Here is a 17,045-nt window from a genome sequence, read left to right as displayed (position 1 = left end):
GTTCCCGGCCAAGGATGCCGTGGCCACGCTTGAGGCCGCCGGCCTTCCGGTCGAGGTCGGATAACTCCTTTTGGTGACTTTCCCGGCCGGTCGCTGGAATCGGCCGGGAAAGGGAACCACAATGGAGCCATGGAACAGAACTCGGCTGTGGAGCACGAAACCACCCTGGAACACGCACTCGACATTGCGCGGGGCAACGCCAAGGAAGCCAAGCGCCTCCTTGACGACGCCCGCGCCAAGCGCGAGGCGGGAGAGGTCGACGACGCGCGGGTGCACCAACTCGAAGCTCTGCTGAACGTCGCCGAGGAAGACCTCCGCCGGGTCACCAAGGAGCAGTAAGGGCAGTCGGCCCACCGGCCGCGACCGGCGGGGGCCCGCCCCGCGACTTGTCCCGCACACTGTGGACAACCGGGCCGACGTCGGCGCTCCTGCCTAGGCTGGGCGGGTGCAGCAACCCTACCTACAGGCGGTCCGTCGGTGACCGCCACGTGGCTCGGCTACCGGCTGGCCCGGCGCCGGTCCCGGCAGGCCTGGGCGCTGCTCGCCGCTGCCGTGCTGGCCATCCTTGGAACGCTTGCCTGGTTCTTCACCGCCGGGCAGTTCGACCTCGCCGAGCCGCGGTCCGCCGGACCCACCGAGGCGCCCGTGCTTGCACCGGGCTGGATGAAGGCCGTGGCATCCGTTGCGGCAGTGCCCGCCGGCCGCGCCGCGGACGTACTGGAGTCCCTCCCGGTCAGGGACCGGGCCGCCGCCGACAACTACGACAGGACCGCTTTCGGCCAGGCCTGGCTCGACGTCGACCGCAACGGCTGCGATACCCGCAATGACATCCTGCGCCGCGACCTGGCCGGTGCCCGTTTCACCGATGGATCACGCTGCCGGATCGGGACGGGATCCTTCCTGGAGCCCTACACGGGACGCACGGTGGTATTCCAGCGCGGAGCCGCCTCCAGCAAAGCCGTGCAAATCGACCACGTCGTGGCACTCGGGGACGCATGGCAGAAGGGCGCCCAGCTGCTGAGCCCCGAGCAGCGGCAGCATCTTGCGAACGATCCACTGAACCTGATCGCGGTGGACGGCCAGGCCAATCAGGACAAAAGCGCTTCCGATGCCGCCACCTGGCTGCCGCCAAACAGAGCGTTCCGCTGCCACTACGTAGCCCGGCAAATCTCGGTCAAAGCTGCCTACGCCCTGTGGGTGTCACCGGCCGAAAAGGAGGCGATGAAGCGGGTTCTCGATGGCTGTCCGGCCCAGCAAAGCATTGTCCCGCGCTGACCGGAGTCACCCCTGTTCCGCAGCTCATTGACAGCCGTGCTCCGCGGGTCTACGACTGGGAATGTCAGGTGCGGCCCACGATTCGAGGAGCAGGAAATGGCTTACGGAGTTGTGCACTTTTTCCCCGGGGGGACCAAAGAACAGTACGAGGCCTCCATCGCCGCGGTTCACCCGGGCGAAGGCCAGTTGCCCGAAGGGCAGATCTTCCACGCCGGCGGCGAGTCGGCGGGCGGCTGGACAATCATGGCGGTCCACGATTCMMAAGARAGCTGGGAGAAATTCCGTGACGGCACCCTGATGCCGGCAATGCAGGCAGGCATCCAGGGCGGATTCGCGGCGCCGCCGGAGGAGACCGTGGTTGACCTGTATAAAGTGCTGCCTTAGCCGGCCGCCTCAGCCAAGCACGGAGAATGCGCACCAGGCGGCAACCAGCAGGACCATCACCAGCATCGGGACGTTCCATCCCGAGATCACGGTGGCGTTTGCGGAAGCCGCTCCGGTGTGACCGGCCCCCGGGTCAACGATACCGGACGCCTGCCGTGCGTCGTGCCAGGCACGTACGATCGCGTCCCGGCTTTCCGGGGCCGGGGACTGGCTCATTCGTTCGTTGGATGGGAGCATCCCTGGGGGACGCTCCTTCCAGTCCCGGGCCTGGTTGAATCCGGCGCCGAAGGCGCTGGGCGGCGTTGGGGCACCCCAGCTGACGTATTTCCTGCCGGCCGCTTTCACGGTCACTGTGTAACGGACCTCGACGTCGTCCACGGCGGCGAAGGGGATGCGGTGCCGGCGGAGGCCGTTGAGCAGTTCAAACGCGCCGGCGTCGATGATCAGGCGGGGCTGCCACTGCGTCAGGTAGACCAGCAATGAGGCTGCCGCCAGCCACGGAGCTGCTGCCGCGGCCGGGCCACTCTTCCCGTCGGCCAGGAGCCAGCCGACGGCGAGCACGCTTCCGGCCCACACGGCCAGCGCGACGTACCGTCCGGACGGCTCTTTGAAGCTGCGCCGCACCGGACCTGACAATGTTCTGGTTTCCCCCATGCGCCCATCATGCCAGCGGTGCGGGGATTTCGGACCTAAGCGCCGACGGCTTGGGCGGCGAGTTCACTTTCCAGCCGCTCGACGTCGTCCCGGCGGCAGAGCTCCGTGGCCCGGGTCATGACGGTCGCGCTTCCGGCGGCAACGGCGGAGCGGAACGCCTCGGCCGGTCCGCGGCCCTGGGCCAGACGAGCCGTCGGACACCAGGGCCATGGCCGCATCCAGTTCGCCCTGTTGGCCCTCCAGCTCCGTCCCGAAGTGCAGCCCGAGCTCCCGCCGGCTGGGTTTGACCAGGAATACGCCTTCGGCCAGTGCCGCGGCCAGGGCCGGTCCGGACGCATCCACCACACAGCGCGCTCCCTGCTCGCGGGCCAGCCTCGATATCTCAGCGTAGAAGGTGTGCGGCACCCCGGGTGGAAGGCTCCCGCTGGCCACGACGTAGCCGCCCGGCTGGATCGAGTCGGCCACCAGTGCCAGGCACAGCCGCCATTCGGGTTCGCTCAACTCCGGCCCCTGCAGGACGAAGCGGAACTGTTTCCCGCTGGAGGTCTCATCGACCGTGAAGTCCTGGCGGGTGCTGCCCAGGACGGGGACCACCAGGGACGGCAGCCGTTCCGCCTCGATCAGCCGCCGGTATGCCTCGCCGGTGGGCCCGCCCGCGGTGTAGACCGCCAGCGGCCGGCCGCCGAGGCGTTGGATCACGCGGGCCACGTTGACCCCGCCGCCCCCGGGGTCGAGGCGGCTGGGCCCGCACCGGAGCTTGTGGCCGCTGGAGACTACGTCGGTGGTGGTGCTGACATCGAGGGCCGGGTTGATCGTGACAGTGAGGATAGGCTGCGCCGGCGTGGAGGCTTCCATGGGCCCAGCATAGGAGCAGTCCGACGGCGTGTCCCCGGGCCGGTATCCCCTTGTGGGCACCCGGTCGCTCCGCAAGACTGGGCGCGACGGGGCCCGGGGCGCGACGGGGCCCGAGAGGGACGGTGACCCGTCACGACCGAGGCGGGATGCATGGCACACACCAAAGGCAGCAACGGCAAGACTGGCAACGGCAAGACCGACGCCGGTAAGGCCGGCCCGGATACCGCGCCCGCGCACCCGGGACGGGCGCCGCGGCGTCCGGCCCGCCTGCCGCTGGAAGTCTACGAAGCCGAACTCGCCCGGCTGCAGGCCGAGCTGGTCGCGCTGCAGGAATGGGTCCGCAGCACCGGGGCGCGGGTGCTGGTGATATTCGAGGGCCGGGATGCCGCCGGTAAGGGCAGCGCCATCAAACGGGTCACCGAGTACCTGAACCCCCGCGTCGCGAGGATCGTCGCGCTCCCGGCACCCACCGAAAGGGAGCGCGGCGAATGGTATTTCCAGCGCTACGTSSAGCACCTSCCRGCSGCSGGGGAAATMGTGCTGATGGACCGSTCCTGGTACAACCGCGCCGGCGTCGARCGSGTKATGGGRTTYTGCACRCCSGCGGARCACAAACGSTTTATGKCCCAGTGCCCTGTGTTCGAGCGCCTGCTGATCCAGGACGGCATCCTGATGTTCAAGTACTGGTTCTCCATCAGCCACGCCGAACAGGAACGGCGCTTTAAATCCCGGCTGGAAGACCCGCTGCGGCAGTGGAAGCTCTCACCCATGGACAGGGAGGCCATCCTGCGCTGGGAGGACTATTCGCGGGCCAAGGACGACATGTTCGTTCAGACTGATACCGCCGAATCACCCTGGTTCGTGGTGGAAGCCGAGGACAAGCGCCGGGCCAGGATCAACATGATCGCGCACCTGCTGGCAAGCATCGACTACGTCGAGGTCCGGTCGGAGCCGGTCACCCTGCCGGCGAGGCCCCGTGCCGTGAACTACACCCGGCCGCCGCGGGACCTCTTCCGCTACGTTCCGGACCATGCCGCAAGCCTGCAGAAGCCGGCCGGCCGGGAATCCACGCCGCCGGGATAAACCCCGCCGGCAGGAACCCCGGCCCGCCGTCAGTGGCCGAAGGGGTCGGGATCCACGCCCGGCATCCAGGTCAAGCCCGGGACACCCCAGCCGCTCTTCTTGGCCTGCTTCATGGCCTTGCGGGAGTAGCGGTCGATCAGCCGGTTGACGTACAGCTTCCCGTCGAGGTGATCGAATTCGTGCTGGATCACGCGCGCGAACCAGCCGGTGGCTTCAAATTCCAGCGGGTTGCCGTCGCCGTCGAAGCCCTGCACCCGCGCCCACTCGGCACGCTTGAGCGGGTAGTGGCCGCCGGGGAAGGACAGGCACCCTTCCTCTTCCTCATCCGGGTCCGGCAGTGCGCCTGAGACCTTGGAGAGCGTCAGCACCGGATTGACGACGACGCCGGCCGGCGGGGCGCCGTCGTCGTTGGCGTATTTGTAAACAAAGAGCCGCTTCCCCACACCGATCTGGGGTGCGGCGAGGCCCACACCGTTGGCGGCGTCGTTGGTTTCGAACATGTCCGCGATCAGGGTGCGGAGTTCGTCGTCGAAGACCTCAACCTCGGCGGCGCGCCGGTGCAGGACGGGCTCGCCCCAGATCGTGATGGGAAGGACTGTCATATCGGGTGGTTCCTTTGGTGCGGTTGGCGGCGCGGGTCAGTCGGCGATGGTGCGGCCGACGACGTCGCGCATGATCTCGTTGGTGCCGCCGAAGATGGGCAGCAGGCGGGCGGCGAGGTATGCCTGCGCCACGGGGTATTCCAGGATGTAGCCGTAGCCGCCGTGCAGCTGCAGGCACCGGTCGGTGACGGACTTGGCCCGTTCCGAGGCCCAGAGCTTGGCACGGGCCGCAGACGCGGCGTCCAGCTCGCCGGCGTTGAACGCCTGGACCGCCCGGTCCACGTACCCCTCGGTCACCTCGACCTCGGTGAGGAGGTCCGCCAGCTCGAAGCGGCTGTTCTGGAAATCGATGATGCGCTCGCCGAAGGCGTTGCGGTCCGTGGTGTAGGTCACCGTTGCCTCGTAAATAGCGCGGGCGACGGCGGAACTGGCGACGGCGATGGCCAGCCGGCCCTGAGGGAGCTGTTCGGCCGCGTACTGCAGGCCCTTGCCCTCCTCACCGACGAGATCCCCGTGCGGCACCCGGACGTTGTCGAAGAACAGTTCGGCGGTGTCGGAGGCTTTCAGCCCCATCTTGTCCAGCTGGCGGCCCGCGGTGTAGCCCTCAGCCTTGCGCACCATAAAGAGCGAGAAGGCGTCGCGGCCACCCCGGCCGGATCCGCCGTCGGTGCGGGCCAGGACCAGGGACGCGTCCCCGGAGACGCCGTTGCCGATGAAGGTCTTCTGGCCGGTGATCAGCCAGTCGTCGCCGTCGCGCAGGGCCTTGGTCCGGATACCCCGCAGGTCCGACCCTGCCCCGGGCTCGGTCCAGGCCACCGACGTGATGGTCTCACCGGAAACCATGCCCGGTAGCCAGCGCGACTTCAGGTCATCCGAGCCGTAGGCCAGCAGGTGGGGGAGGACCATGTCATCGTGCAAGTGGAAGGCCAGCCCGACCGCGAGGTGGTTGCTCTTGGCGAATTCCTCGTCCAAGACCGCGCGAAAGCGGTAGTCGGACATGCCCAGCCCGCCGAACTCCTCGGGAACGGCGAGGCCCAGCAGGCCCTGTTCGCCGGCTGCGGTCCACAGCGAGCGGGGCATGATGTGGTCCTGGTCCCACTGGCTGTAATGCGGGGCCACTGCCCGGGCGTTGAACTCCGCCGCCATCTCACGGAACATCTCGTGGTCTTCTTCAAAGAGCTGGCGCTGCATCGCGGTTCCTTCCGTGCACGGTCAACACTGGACAGATAACAAGTGGCAGGCAGCCCGGCAAACAGCAAAGGCCGCACCGGATAACCGGTGCGGCCTTTGGCAAGGTCGGACAATTCTGCCGTCCTTGGTGAGGGTGAGCGACGGGGGTTGAACCCGCGACCTCCTGGACCACAACCAGGCGCTCTGCCAACTGAGCTACGCCCACCATGTGCCCGTCAAACCTTCCGGCGGACCGGCGTCTGAAAAGGCAACGACAAATAGCTTACCTGCTGTTCGGGGGTGGTTTTGCCACTTTCGGCGAATTTGCCGAAATTTTCCCCAAACGTGGTGGAGATTACTCCGCCGATGCGTTTGCCGGGGTGTCCGCGGGGGTCTCGGCGGGGGCCATGACGGACTTGGCGATCCGCTGCGCTGTCGCGCTGTCCGGCCCGGGAGCCGGGACGAAGACCGCCTCCCGGTAGTAGCGGAGCTCGTCGATCGAGTCCTTGATGTCGCCAAGGGCGCGGTGGCCGCCCATTTTGGCGGGGGACTGGAAGTACGCCCGGGCGTACCAGCGCCGGGAGAGTTCCTTGATGGTGCTGACATCGATCACGCGGTAGTGCAGGTGCTCCACCAGTTCCGGCATGTCGCGGACCAGGAACACCCGGTCTGTGCCCACGGAGTTGCCGCCCAGCGGGGCCTTTTTGGGATCCGGGACCCACTTTTTGATGTACTCCAGCACCAGGTCCTGGGCTTCGGCCATGGTTTTGCCGTGCGGCAGCTCCGCCAGCAGCCCGGAGCGGGTGTGCATGTCGCGCACGAAGTCGTTCATTTGGGCCAGCGCGGCGTCGTCCGGTTTGATCACGACGTCGACGCCGTCGCCGAGGATGTTCAGCTCCGAGTCCGTCACCAGCGCCGCCACCTCGATGAGGGCGTCGTTCTTGGAGTCCAGGCCGGTCATTTCGCAGTCGATCCACACGATGCGTTCATTAGATATAGGCACCCGCCCAGCCTACCGTTCCGCCGCCGCAGAGAGGTCCGGTGCTAGGCTTTCGAATACGCGGCCGTCGAAAAACTTCGTCATCGCGGCTTGCCCCATGGCCGGATTTCCGGACCATCTGCGGGGATCAAAGCAGCCCACAACAGATTGGACGATCCTGAGATGACGGCGCCTGTACCTGCGGCGGGGAAGACAGCCGCCGGTGCATCCCGCACCGCTACCGAGGCGGTGGCCGCGGACGTGGACAACGCCCGGTCGCCGATCCTGGCCGGGTTCGTGGGCTCCGTCTTTATGGCCATTGGTTCCCTCGGCGTCGGCTGGCTCGCGCCGGTCTCCGAGCTGCGCCGCCTGCCGCTGTTCATCTGGATGCGTACCGAGGCTGTCGGCGTCGGGCTCAGCATTGTGCTCCTGGCCGTCGGCGGCATGCTGCTGGTCCGTGCCTGGCTGCGGCTGGGGCAGCGGGTACGCACCTGGGGCACAGGTGCGCGGAAGGCAACGCTGCTGGCCGTGACCGCGTGGGGGCTGCCCATGATGGTTTCCGTTCCTTTGTTCAGCCGGGACGTCTACGCCTACATCGGCCAGGGCCGGCTGATGGTGGAGGGGTTCAACCCGTACGAGAACGGCATCTCGGCGCTGTCCAACTATTTCCAGCTGGGCGCGGACAAGATGTGGACGGAGGCGCCTGTGCCCTACGGGCAGCTGTTCCTCTGGATCGAGCAGTTTGTTGTCTGGTCCACCAACGTGCAGCCCGAGGCGAGCATCATGCTGTTCCGCCTCGCCGCCCTGGTCGGCATTGTCCTGTGCATGATCTACGTGCCCAAACTTGCAGTACTCCACGGCGTGAACCCGCACCGCGCCCTCTGGCTCACCGCGGCCAACCCGCTGTTTCTGACCAACTTCATCGCCAGCGTGCACAACGACGCCCTGATGATCGGACTCGCCCTGGCGGGGCTCTACTACTGCGCGACCAAGCGGGTACCGCTCGGCCTGGTGCTGGTGGTGCTCTCCATCTCCGTCAAGCCCATCACCATTGTCTTCCTGCCGTTCATCGGCCTCCTGTGGGCAGGAAAGAACGCCAGCTGGCCCCGCAAGTTCGTCTTCTGGGCGCTGACTGCCGGGCTCAGCCTCGGCATGCTCTACGCGATGAGCCTGGTGAACGGCTTCGGTTTCGGCTGGATCAACGGGCTCTCCGCCCCGGGCAGCATCTGGATCTGGTATGCGCCAGTGGGCCTGCTCGGGCTGATCGTCGCCTCGATCCTCAACGCCTTCAGCCTCGACGGCTGGGGGATCGCCAAGTGGGTCTACGACGCCGGAAAGCTGCTGGCGCTGGGAATCGTCGGCTGGCAGATCTTCCGCGGCGACTTCGACCGCCTGATGCGCCGCCTGACCCTCGCCTTCGCCGCCGTCGTCTTCCTGGCGCCGATGATCCAGTCCTGGTACGTCGTCTGGCTCATCCCGCTTTTCGCAGTCACCGGCATCCGGGACGACTGGCAGGTCAAAGCGGTGTACTTTATGGTCTCGTTCTTTATGGTCTACGCCATCTCGGACCAGTTGGAGGTCTTCCCCTACCTGCAGACCGACGATCTCGGCCTGGCCTTGGCGCTCGCCCGCAACGCGGCAGCGATCATCGCCCTGCTTTTCGCCCTCTATCTGATCTTCCTCGACCCTAAGACGAAGCAGCTGTTCAGCAAGCCCTCGGAACCTGTCACTACCCGGCCGGTCATCTGATCTTGCGCAGCGCCTCCCTGCGCCACAGCGGGCTCAGGCGTCCACCGTGGTGCTGCACGAAGCCACGCACCGGTCGATCGCCGCATAACGTTCCTCGTGCCGTCGTGCCTGGCGGCATCCTGAGGGCGGTCTCCTGCAGCTCGGCCAATGAACCGGGCGGCAACTGCCTGGCGGCATCCTTGACGGTTCTGCGGAGCGCTGGCACCCGGACGCCGAACCATGGCATCTCTGACTTCAGAAACTGCTGCGCCGCCGCGGCCCGCACCGGATCCGACGCCGCCTGAAGGGCCGAACGGACGGCAGCAACCAGGTCGGCGTTCGCCATGCGTCCGCGCCTGTCATCCTGATGAGCTCAGCGGCCCGAGCTTTGGCCTGCAAGGCGCTTGCGCTGCCGGTGCGTGGCCAACCGGAGCTGGATGATCCGTGCCGCTCCGGCAATAGCCACCAGGATCCCGCCGCCGACCGCGGCGATAAAGAGTGCCACACCCAGCGGGACGGATCCCTCAAGGCCGAAGAACCGCACCTGGACGTAGGCCTGGTTCTGCAGGATAAAGACGATCAGGAGGACCAGCACCACCAGGGCGGCGGCGACGGCGGTCCAGACCATTCCGGCCCGGGTCACCCTGTGCGGCTCCGGGCGGCCGGTGCCGTTTCCCGGCGTGCTGGTGTCCGGCGAGGGCCGTCGGTCGACAGCGAGTGGGTCGGCGGCGAGTGGGTCCGCCGGGGCGCCGACCGCCGGATCGGTGCCCACTGCGGCGCGGTCAGCCGCATCAACCTGCCCCGGCGATCCGCCGGGAGCGACTTGTGTCACCGGTGGAGCGGAGGGCACGTCGTAGGGATCCTGGGAGTCCTGGGAATCAAATCCGCGGGGCGTCTGCGTCATGGTGGCCGTACCTTTCGGTTGCGGGCGGGCCGCGAGGAAATTCACTGCGGCCCCTTCTGTCACCACAATACTAAGCCTGCTTAGGGCTTCGGGGCAGGTCCAGCCAGCCGCGCTGTTTGCCGGTGGCGCCTGCTGGCGGGAATCCAGGCTGTTGGCAGCGCGCCATGGACGGTATAGCGTCACTGCCAAGGGATGCCCGGAGCGTGCGGGTCAGCGGAGGAGGCACTGCCGTGACCATCGTCGATAACGCGGTGTATGTGGACGGATACCGGACCGCTGATCCGGAGGATCTGGATGAGACGTATTTCGTCCTGCGGCAGCGGCAGGGGATGGCGTGGATCGGGCTCTACCGCCCCGATGCTGCGGAACTCCGCTCGGTGGCGGACGAGTTCGACCTGAACCATCTGGCTGTCGAGGACGCCCTGGCCGGCCACCAGCGCGCCAAACTCGAACACTACGGCGACACCAACTTCCTCGTCCTCCGGCCCGCCCGGTACCTGGACGACGTGGAGAAGGTCCAGTTCGGCGAGATCCACGTCTTTACCGGCCCGGACTTCGTCGTTACTGTGCGCCGGGCTGAATCACCGGACCTGGCGCGGGTCCGCCGCCGGATGGAATCCCAGCCGGAGTTCCTGGCGCTCGGTCCGGATGCTGTGCTGTACGCCATCGTGGACCAGGTGGTCGACGAGTATGAACCGGTCGCCGCCGGGCTGGAGAACGACGTCGACGAGATTGAAGACGATCTTTTCGCCGCCGACCCCGGTGTTTCCCGGCGGATCTACGAACTCTCACGGCAGGTCATCATGTTTCAGCGGGCGACGGCGCCGCTGGCCGCGATGCTGCAGTCGCTCCGCGTGGGCAGTCCCGATCGCGTACCTGAGACCGAATTGCAGGATCATTTTCGGGACGTCCTGGACCACGTCCTGCGGTTGGGCGAACGTATCGCCGCGTTCCGTGCCTTGCTGCAGAACGCGCTCGCCGTCAACGCCGCGCTGGTGGCGCAGCGGCAAAACGATGAAATGCGGCTGCTGACCGAATCGAGCATCGCGCAGAACGAACAAACAAAGCGGATCTCCTCCTGGGCAGCAATCCTCTTCGCCCCGACGCTGATTGCCTCCATCTACGGGATGAACTTCCGTCTGATGCCCGAACTGGACTGGTATTTCGGCTATCCGATGGCCCTGGGCCTGATGCTCCTGATGGGCGGAATCCTTTACCTGACGTTCAGGCACAACAAGTGGATCTGACGGCGGCGTAGCCCGGGCCGGCGTCGCGCCCGCACTTTGCTTGGTGCACCGGCGAAAAAATGCGGTCCTGGACCGCGGATGACCGCGACCAGGACCGCACGTTGCGCCCCAGGAGGGAATCGAACCCCCGACCGGCGGATTAGAAGGCCGCTGCTCTATCCCCTGAGCTACTGGGGCACTTACGGCTTGGCCGGCTGCTGCCGGATACGCCTCAAGAAGTTTACAGTGCCGGGCGCACCCCGCCGGCCGGGCCGCGCACGGGCCGCGCACGGGCCGCGCACTGGCCGCCTGTCCGGCTTTGTCCCTGCGCCACGGGTTTTCCACATAGCGGGTGATGACCCTGCCGCCGCCGCTGGCCTGGCGCGAAGCTGGAACTGCCTGCAAGGGCAGGACCATTCCAGACAGGACTATGGGAGAGAGGACAACGTAATGAATGACAGCATCACCGTCCGCGGCTTCGTTGCCACGGAGATCAAGAGTTCGACGACGCCGGGCGGGGTTGCCACCGCCTCCTTCAGGCTGGGCTCCACGGAGCGCCGGTTCGACCGCTCAGCCAACGCCTGGGTGGACGGCAACACCAACTGGTTCACGGTTCAGGGCTATCGCCAGCTCGCCGGAAACATGGGCTGCAGCATCAGGAAAGGCCAACGGGTCATCATCGTGGGACGGCTCAAGATGCGCAGCTGGGAGAAGGAAGGGCGGATCCACCATGTGGCCGAAATCGACGCGGAGTCCGTTGGCCACGACCTGATGTGGGGCTCGGCCAACTTCACCCGCACGGCAGGCGCCGGCCCCATGCCGGGCCAGGACGCGGCAGTCCAGGAACGCCCGGGCGGCGACGACGCCGGTCACGACGACGCCCGGGGCCCGGACGACGCCGCCCACGACGCAGACTCCGATGCCGATTCAGGCGCCGGAGGGAGCGGGGGCGACGACCTGGACTTTGACGCCGAGACGGGCGAAGTGCGGGAGGCCGCCGCCTAAGCAGAACGGGCCTGCACCCGTGGCAGAATTGCCGCGTGAGACGAGCCGGAACAAGCCTGGGACAGCGCTCGCTCCTCCCTGCGTTTGGGGCGTGCCTGCTGTTGCTCGCTGCGGTCCCGGGTTGCTCGCCGGCCATAGGCGGCTCCGGGGCCGGGGAACCAGCCGGCACTGCGCCCGCGGCCCAAGTCCCGTCGCAGCCAGGGCCGTCGTCCCCAACCCCGTCATCGTCCACAACCCCAGGCCCCGCTGTGACCGCGGCCGCGGCGCGAGTCCAGACGGTGCTGGCGCAGCTGGCGTCCGGAAACAGCAGACCCCAAACAGAGCAAATACGGGCTGCCCTCACCGGGGCCGGTTTCCCGGCCGGCGACCTCGAGGTGACGGCGAGCCGTACTCCCACCGGACTCGACGCCGACGCCGTGGAAGCGGCGGTCCGGCGGGGGYGGGAGTGCATTGTTGCGCAGCTTCGAAATGGCGGGGTAACTGTGGCGGTACTCCCGGTCCTCGCCGATGGCCGGTGCTTCGCGGGTTCGCCGGTCTAGGGCCGCTTCCTGCGGCCGGCAGGCCGGTGCCCCGATGACAGGGACGAAATGTGAGTTATCCGCCCGGAGCCATTAGATTTGTAGCCATGGCGGAATTTATCTACACAATGACCAAGGCCCGTAAGGCCGTTGGCGAAAAACTTATCCTCGACGACGTGAGCATGTCCTTCTTCCCGGGGGCCAAGATTGGTGTTGTTGGCCCGAATGGTGCCGGTAAGTCCACCATTCTCAAGATCATGGCCGGTCTGGACACTCCCTCCAACGGCGAGGCGCGCCTGAGCGCCGGCTACACCGTCGGCATCCTGCTCCAGGAGCCGCCGCTGAACGAGGAGAAGACCGTCCTGGGCAACGTCCAGGAAGGCGTTGGCGAGATCTACGGCAAGATCCAGCGCTTCAACGAGATCTCCGAGGAAATGGCCAACCCGGACGCCGATTACGACGCGCTCCTTGAGGAAATGGGCCAGCTTCAGGAGGCCATTGACGCCGCCGACGCCTGGGACCTCGATTCCCAGCTCGAGCAGGCCATGGACGCCCTGCGCTGCCCGCCGGCCGATGCCGACGTCACGCTGCTCTCCGGCGGTGAGCGCCGCCGAGTCGCCCTCTGCAAGCTCCTGCTCCAGAAGCCGGACCTCCTGCTGCTCGACGAGCCCACCAACCACCTCGACGCCGAGAGTGTCCTGTGGCTCGAGCAGCACCTCTCCTCCTACCCGGGCGCCGTCCTGGCAGTCACCCACGACCGGTACTTCCTTGACCACGTGGCCGAATGGATCGCCGAGGTAGACCGCGGCCACCTGTACCCGTATGAAGGCAACTACTCCACGTACCTGGAGAAGAAGCGCGCCCGTTTGGAAGTCCAGGGCAAGAAGGACGCCAAGCAGGCCAAGCGTCTCTCCGAAGAACTTGAGTGGGTGCGCTCGAACGCCAAGGGCCGCCAGACCAAGTCCAAGGCCCGTCTGGCCCGCTACGAGGAAATGGCCGCGGAAGCGGACCGGACCCGCAAGCTCGACTTCGAAGAAATCCAGATCCCGCCGGGACCGCGTCTTGGCGGTGTGGTGCTGGAGGCCAAGAACCTCCAGAAGGGCTTCGAGGACCGGACCCTGATCGACGGTCTGTCCTTCACGCTGCCGCGCAACGGCATCGTTGGCGTCATCGGCCCGAACGGTGTGGGTAAGACCACGCTCTTCAAGACCATCGTCGGGCTCGAACCCCTCGACGGCGGCGAACTGAAGATCGGCGACTCCGTCAAGATCTCCTACGCGGACCAGAGCCGCGGCGGCATCGACCCGAACAAGACCCTCTGGGAGGTCGTCTCCGACGGCCTGGACTTCATCCAGGTGGGCCAGGTCGAGATGCCTTCGCGCGCCTACGTGGCCGCGTTCGGCTTCAAGGGACCGGACCAGCAGAAGAAGGCCGGGGTGCTCTCCGGTGGTGAGCGCAACCGCCTGAACCTGGCGCTGACCCTCAAGCAGGGCGGAAACCTGCTGCTCCTCGACGAACCGACTAACGACCTCGACGTCGAGACCCTCAGCAGCCTCGAGAACGCCCTGCTCGAATTCCCGGGCTGCGCCGTCGTCGTTTCGCACGACCGCTGGTTCCTGGACCGGGTGGCCACCCACATCCTCGCTTACGAAGGTGACGAGGAGAACCCCTCCAAGTGGTACTGGTTCGAGGGCAACTTCGAATCCTACGAGGAGAACAAGGTCGAACGCCTCGGCCCGGACGCGGCCAAGCCGCACCGGGTGACGCACCGCCGCCTGACCCGCGACTAGGACCCCACGCAAAAGGCCGGCCCCCACTGGGAGCCGGCCTTTTGCGTGCCTGAACCGCCGCGGCCCGACGCCGTCGGCGGCCTTCAGTATCTGCTGGTGTCAGCCGCGGTCGGCCTTGCGCATCTGGTGTTCGAGGACCTTCGCCTGGACGGCGCCCTTGACCTTGGCCTTGATGTCCGTCGGGACCCGGATCATGCCCTCCTGGGCCACCGTGGCGACGTGCCTGCCGTCGCGGCTGAAGATCTTGCCCGTTGCCAGCCCGCGGGCACCCTGGGCGCTGGGGGACTCCTGGACGTAGAGCAGCCACTCGTCCACCCGGACGGGCCGGTGCCACCACATGGCGTGGTCCAGGCTCGCGACGGACATTCCCGGGGTAATCCAGCTCATCCCGTGCCGGCGGAGGACGGACTCCAGCAGCGTGTAGTCGCTCGCATAGGCCAAAGCGGCGCGGTGCATCTCCGGATCGTCCGGCATAGGACCGAAAGTGCGCATCCAGACGGCGTTCCGGGCTTCCTTCGGACCAGTGGCCGAGACATACAGGGCGGGGTCAACGTGGCGGATGTCGAAGGGCCGCTCGTAGGCCCAGTGGCGGGCCACCGGGTGGTCGAACTTGCCCAGCAGGTCCGCAGTGCTCGGCAGCGACTCCGGATCCGGAATCCCCGCGGGCATCTGGGACTGGTGCTCAATGCCCTCGTCCTCGTCCTGGAACGAGGCAATCATCGACAGGATGGGCATGCCCTCCTGGTAGGCGTGCACCCGGCGGGCGGAGAAGGAGCGGCCGTCGCGCAGCCGCTGGACACCAAAGGTGATGGGCTTGTTGGCATCGCCCGGACGCAGGAAGTAGCCGTGCATGGAGTGGACGCCGCGGCCGTCGGGAACGGTGCGGCTGCCGGCAATTAGGGACTGGGCCAGCACCTGGCCTCCGAAAACCCGCTGCCGGGGCTGCTTCTGGGAGGGACCCATGAAGATGTCCTCGTCCGTCCGCGCGCCCTCCAGCTCGCCGAGGTTCAGCAGTTGGATGAGCGAGGAGGTGGGGTCCTCAGTGGGAAGTGCCTGCAATCCGGCTTCGGCTTCAGTCATGGTTTGACTTTAGACGGCACCGCGGCACGGCTCAAAAGAGGCACAACCGGTAGAGTCGGGAATGTGTCTGACGTCCTCACCCAGTCCCTGCTTTTCACCGATCCCCGCGACCTCGCCGACCTCCGCACCTTCGCGACCCGCGCCCGCAGCGTGGACGACGGCGCCATCCGGCTGAACGCCGCCGGCCCGGTCCTCGCCGCGTACSTGTGTGTGCTCCGKCCSCGGCTGCTGGGGGAGGCRACCCCSACCATCCTKGGGCTCCGGACCRTGGCGCTGGCGGTGCCGGCGGAGCTCGACGCGACCGTTCCGCTTTCCGCCGTGCTGGACCGGCTGGCGCGCGCCGGCGCCGACGACGTCGAACTCCCCGTCCCGCCCATGACGGTTGCGGAGTCCTGGGCCGGCGTCGGCGCTCCCCGCGCAGGCTGGGAGCAGCTCGGAAGCCTGCCGGACGAAACCCTGCGGCAGGCCGCGCAGGCCGGTATCTCCGAGATCGCCGCGATCATTCCGGACAAACCCGGTGCCCTGATTGTCAACAATGCCCGCGCCACCGTCTGGGGGCGGCCGTTGCCCGAGGGCGGCGGCCTTCCCGCCGGGGCGGCGTTCGCCGCACTGACCCTCGGGTTCCTTGCCGACGGCGAGCAAAGCCTCTACCGCTCCGGGCGCTGGTTCCGGCTCAGCAGCCCCCGCGGACACGTTCTGGTCCGGGCAGGTTCCGGGCTCTAGCCGCCACTCCCCGCGTCAGGGACTGGTGAGGCGTGCCAGGGTGACCGGTGCCGTCTGGCCCGCCCAGCTGGCGGTCAGCGAGGGTCCGGCCGCAGCGCTGTCCTGCTGATCGAGCCGCCGCACAAGGAGCATCTGCAACCCGCCTGCGCGGATAAGTGTCCCGTCTGCGGTGTTGCTGGCCTCGACCGGCCCGTCGATTGGTGGCCGCCCGCTCGGAATCGTCGGGCGTTCCGGCCCGGTGCTCTGCACGGAAACGGATTCGGGCAACGGCTCGAATTTGCCGCCGACGTCGAGGAACTGGCCGGCCTGCGGTGTGCCGGCCAGGAGGGCCGAGGCCAGGGCTGCCGCATAGATGGGGTCTCCGCAGGCGTCGTACACCCACCGGGGACCAAGGACCGAATGTTCCATGGTCCCGACCAGGAACGGCTCAGTGCCGGCGAGGGGCGCACCGCGGTAGGTCAGGGGCACTTGGTAAACGGAAGTGCCAGCCTCGACCAGGATCGTCTCCATTCCCACTTCRCCGGCCGGGTCGTCGAACCGGAACGCGCCCAGTTTGCCCGGGTCCGCGGTCTCGGCACCCCGGAACCAGGGCTGCCCGGGCAACCAGGTTTCGAGGAGTTCCATCTTGGTCGGATGCAGTTCAGCTTGATGAATGATTGCCATACGGCTCAGCCTAGCCGGGCCGTCCCCGGATGGTGCGGGGATCAGAACTTGAGGATGTTCAGTTCCTCCGCGGGCCGGAAGCCCAGCCGGGCGTAGAAGCGCCGGGAGTCGGACGACGGCGAAAGGACCATCCGTACCGCGTTGATCCCGCGGGCGAATCCGATCGCCGCCTGCACCAGCCCGGCCCCGATCCCTGCGTTCCGGTGGGCCGGCAGCACGTAGACGTTGCCGAGGTAGACCCAGCAGGATGGTTCCTTGCCGGGTTTGGGCATCCGTTCGAAAACCAGGAGGTTGAGCATGCCGATCAACTCGCCATCGAGCTCGGCCACAAAGAACTTTCGCGGGTTGGCGTCCGCCCAATCACGGTAGACGGCAGCGAACTCGGGATCGTCCGGTCGCCCCGGGT

Annotated in this window: 20 protein-coding genes and 2 tRNA genes; 10 read left to right on the top strand and 12 right to left on the bottom strand. The window is 67.3% G+C overall.

The window, feature by feature from the left end; genetic code table 11:
- Nucleotides 1–129: 129 nt before the first annotated feature.
- From AC1DHD_RS05655 to AC1DHD_RS05645, 3 genes are all read left to right on the top strand, one after another.
- Complete coding sequence (locus tag AC1DHD_RS05655) at nt 130–339, top strand: hypothetical protein (protein WP_476878766.1); 210 nt, start codon at nt 130–132, stop codon at nt 337–339.
- Between the two features lie 138 nt (nt 340–477).
- A complete protein-coding gene (locus AC1DHD_RS05650) occupies nt 478–1,275 on the top strand; it encodes an HNH endonuclease family protein (protein WP_476878765.1) in 798 nt (265 codons plus the stop codon).
- A gap of 96 nt (nt 1,276–1,371) precedes the next feature.
- Nucleotides 1,372–1,659 carry a hypothetical protein gene (locus tag AC1DHD_RS05645; protein ID WP_476878764.1) on the top strand — a complete coding sequence of 96 codons (288 nt, stop codon included), beginning with the start codon at nt 1,372–1,374 and terminating at the stop codon, nt 1,657–1,659.
- Nucleotides 1,660–1,668: 9 nt separating this feature from the next.
- Here AC1DHD_RS05645 and AC1DHD_RS05640 read toward each other — a convergent pair whose 3' ends face one another.
- Entirely contained in the window at nt 1,669–2,313 is a 645-nt protein-coding gene (locus tag AC1DHD_RS05640) for a hypothetical protein (protein WP_476878763.1), read from the bottom strand.
- A 63-nt stretch (nt 2,314–2,376) separates the two neighbouring features.
- Nucleotides 2,377–3,168: a 1-phosphofructokinase family hexose kinase gene (locus tag AC1DHD_RS05635; RefSeq protein WP_476878762.1), complete on the bottom strand. Its 792-nt coding sequence runs from the start codon at nt 3,166–3,168 to the stop codon at nt 2,377–2,379.
- 150 nt (nt 3,169–3,318) lie between these two features.
- On the opposite strand from AC1DHD_RS05635, the gene ppk2 reads away from it, so the two are divergent.
- On the top strand, nt 3,319–4,251 hold the full coding sequence (gene ppk2, locus AC1DHD_RS05630; protein ID WP_476878761.1) for a polyphosphate kinase 2: 933 nt from the start codon (nt 3,319–3,321) through the stop codon (nt 4,249–4,251).
- 29 nt (nt 4,252–4,280) lie between these two features.
- Here ppk2 and def read toward each other — a convergent pair whose 3' ends face one another.
- The 4 genes from def to orn form a co-directional block, all read right to left on the bottom strand.
- Nucleotides 4,281–4,853, bottom strand: a complete 573-nt coding sequence (gene def, locus AC1DHD_RS05625; protein ID WP_476878760.1) for a peptide deformylase — start codon at nt 4,851–4,853, stop codon at nt 4,281–4,283.
- 36 nt (nt 4,854–4,889) lie between these two features.
- Complete coding sequence (locus AC1DHD_RS05620; RefSeq protein ID WP_476878759.1) at nt 4,890–6,044, bottom strand: acyl-CoA dehydrogenase family protein; 1,155 nt, start codon at nt 6,042–6,044, stop codon at nt 4,890–4,892.
- 132 nt (nt 6,045–6,176) lie between these two features.
- A tRNA-His gene (locus tag AC1DHD_RS05615) sits at nt 6,177–6,249 on the bottom strand.
- A 129-nt stretch (nt 6,250–6,378) separates the two neighbouring features.
- The gene (orn, locus tag AC1DHD_RS05610) at nt 6,379–7,026 is read right to left on the bottom strand and encodes an oligoribonuclease (protein ID WP_476878758.1); all 648 of its coding nucleotides are present in this window, start codon (nt 7,024–7,026) and stop codon (nt 6,379–6,381) included.
- A 159-nt stretch (nt 7,027–7,185) separates the two neighbouring features.
- Between orn and mptB the strand changes: the two genes are divergently transcribed.
- The gene (mptB, locus tag AC1DHD_RS05605) at nt 7,186–8,751 is read left to right on the top strand and encodes a polyprenol phosphomannose-dependent alpha 1,6 mannosyltransferase MptB (RefSeq protein ID WP_476878757.1); all 1,566 of its coding nucleotides are present in this window, start codon (nt 7,186–7,188) and stop codon (nt 8,749–8,751) included.
- Here mptB and AC1DHD_RS05600 read toward each other — a convergent pair.
- Together AC1DHD_RS05600 and AC1DHD_RS05595 are read right to left on the bottom strand one after the other, a co-directional pair.
- Nucleotides 8,744–9,076 carry a DNA alkylation repair protein gene (locus AC1DHD_RS05600; protein WP_476878756.1) on the bottom strand — a complete coding sequence of 111 codons (333 nt, stop codon included), beginning with the start codon at nt 9,074–9,076 and terminating at the stop codon, nt 8,744–8,746. The genes mptB and AC1DHD_RS05600 overlap by 8 nt on opposite strands.
- Nucleotides 9,077–9,103: 27 nt before the next feature.
- Nucleotides 9,104–9,634 carry a LapA family protein gene (locus AC1DHD_RS05595; protein ID WP_476878755.1) on the bottom strand — a complete coding sequence of 177 codons (531 nt, stop codon included), beginning with the start codon at nt 9,632–9,634 and terminating at the stop codon, nt 9,104–9,106.
- Nucleotides 9,635–9,864: 230 nt separating this feature from the next.
- Here AC1DHD_RS05595 and AC1DHD_RS05590 point away from each other — a divergent pair, with 230 nt between their 5' ends.
- The gene (locus AC1DHD_RS05590; protein ID WP_476878754.1) at nt 9,865–10,881 is read left to right on the top strand and encodes a magnesium and cobalt transport protein CorA; all 1,017 of its coding nucleotides are present in this window, start codon (nt 9,865–9,867) and stop codon (nt 10,879–10,881) included.
- A 104-nt stretch (nt 10,882–10,985) separates the two neighbouring features.
- Here the strand turns inward: AC1DHD_RS05590 and AC1DHD_RS05585 are convergent.
- A tRNA-Arg gene (locus AC1DHD_RS05585) sits at nt 10,986–11,058 on the bottom strand.
- Between the two features lie 252 nt (nt 11,059–11,310).
- Here AC1DHD_RS05585 and AC1DHD_RS05580 point away from each other — a divergent pair.
- From AC1DHD_RS05580 to ettA, 3 genes are all read left to right on the top strand, one after another.
- Nucleotides 11,311–11,865: a single-stranded DNA-binding protein gene (locus tag AC1DHD_RS05580; RefSeq protein WP_476878753.1), complete on the top strand. Its 555-nt coding sequence runs from the start codon at nt 11,311–11,313 to the stop codon at nt 11,863–11,865.
- Between the two features lie 35 nt (nt 11,866–11,900).
- Entirely contained in the window at nt 11,901–12,404 is a 504-nt protein-coding gene (locus AC1DHD_RS05575; RefSeq protein WP_476878752.1) for a DUF6993 domain-containing protein, read from the top strand.
- A gap of 86 nt (nt 12,405–12,490) precedes the next feature.
- Nucleotides 12,491–14,173: an energy-dependent translational throttle protein EttA gene (gene ettA, locus AC1DHD_RS05570; RefSeq protein ID WP_476878751.1), complete on the top strand. Its 1,683-nt coding sequence runs from the start codon at nt 12,491–12,493 to the stop codon at nt 14,171–14,173.
- Nucleotides 14,174–14,272: 99 nt separating this feature from the next.
- On the opposite strand, the gene AC1DHD_RS05565 is transcribed toward ettA, so the two are convergent.
- Nucleotides 14,273–15,253: an acyl-CoA thioesterase gene (locus AC1DHD_RS05565; RefSeq protein WP_476878750.1), complete on the bottom strand. Its 981-nt coding sequence runs from the start codon at nt 15,251–15,253 to the stop codon at nt 14,273–14,275.
- A 63-nt stretch (nt 15,254–15,316) separates the two neighbouring features.
- On the opposite strand from AC1DHD_RS05565, the gene AC1DHD_RS05560 reads away from it, so the two are divergent.
- A complete protein-coding gene (locus AC1DHD_RS05560; RefSeq protein WP_476878749.1) occupies nt 15,317–15,976 on the top strand; it encodes a DUF8185 domain-containing protein in 660 nt (219 codons plus the stop codon).
- A gap of 15 nt (nt 15,977–15,991) precedes the next feature.
- Here AC1DHD_RS05560 and AC1DHD_RS05555 read toward each other — a convergent pair whose 3' ends face one another.
- On the bottom strand, nt 15,992–16,639 hold the full coding sequence (locus tag AC1DHD_RS05555) for a CG0192-related protein (protein WP_476878748.1): 648 nt from the start codon (nt 16,637–16,639) through the stop codon (nt 15,992–15,994).
- A gap of 41 nt (nt 16,640–16,680) precedes the next feature.
- A partial coding sequence (locus AC1DHD_RS05550; protein WP_476878747.1) for a GNAT family N-acetyltransferase occupies nt 16,681–17,045 on the bottom strand: 365 nt, incomplete at its 5' end.

The organism is Arthrobacter sp. 05L45_2 (genome assembly GCF_056397525.1).
This window is presented reverse-complemented; position numbering and strand designations above follow the sequence as displayed.

Coding starts and splice junctions, on each gene's coding strand:
- AC1DHD_RS05635 (WP_476878762.1), bottom strand. CDS start 3,168: ATGGAAGCCTCCACGCCGGCGCAGCCTATCCTCACTGTCACGATCAAC.
- AC1DHD_RS05595 (WP_476878755.1), bottom strand. CDS start 9,634: ATGACGCAGACGCCCCGCGGATTTGATTCCCAGGACTCCCAGGATCCC.
- ettA (WP_476878751.1), top strand. CDS start 12,491: ATGGCGGAATTTATCTACACAATGACCAAGGCCCGTAAGGCCGTTGGC.
- AC1DHD_RS05620 (WP_476878759.1), bottom strand. CDS start 6,044: ATGCAGCGCCAGCTCTTTGAAGAAGACCACGAGATGTTCCGTGAGATG.
- AC1DHD_RS05640 (WP_476878763.1), bottom strand. CDS start 2,313: ATGGGGGAAACCAGAACATTGTCAGGTCCGGTGCGGCGCAGCTTCAAA.
- AC1DHD_RS05600 (WP_476878756.1), bottom strand. CDS start 9,076: ATGGCGAACGCCGACCTGGTTGCTGCCGTCCGTTCGGCCCTTCAGGCG.
- def (WP_476878760.1), bottom strand. CDS start 4,853: ATGACAGTCCTTCCCATCACGATCTGGGGCGAGCCCGTCCTGCACCGG.
- mptB (WP_476878757.1), top strand. CDS start 7,186: ATGACGGCGCCTGTACCTGCGGCGGGGAAGACAGCCGCCGGTGCATCC.
- AC1DHD_RS05655 (WP_476878766.1), top strand. CDS start 130: ATGGAACAGAACTCGGCTGTGGAGCACGAAACCACCCTGGAACACGCA.
- AC1DHD_RS05565 (WP_476878750.1), bottom strand. CDS start 15,253: ATGACTGAAGCCGAAGCCGGATTGCAGGCACTTCCCACTGAGGACCCC.
- AC1DHD_RS05580 (WP_476878753.1), top strand. CDS start 11,311: ATGAATGACAGCATCACCGTCCGCGGCTTCGTTGCCACGGAGATCAAG.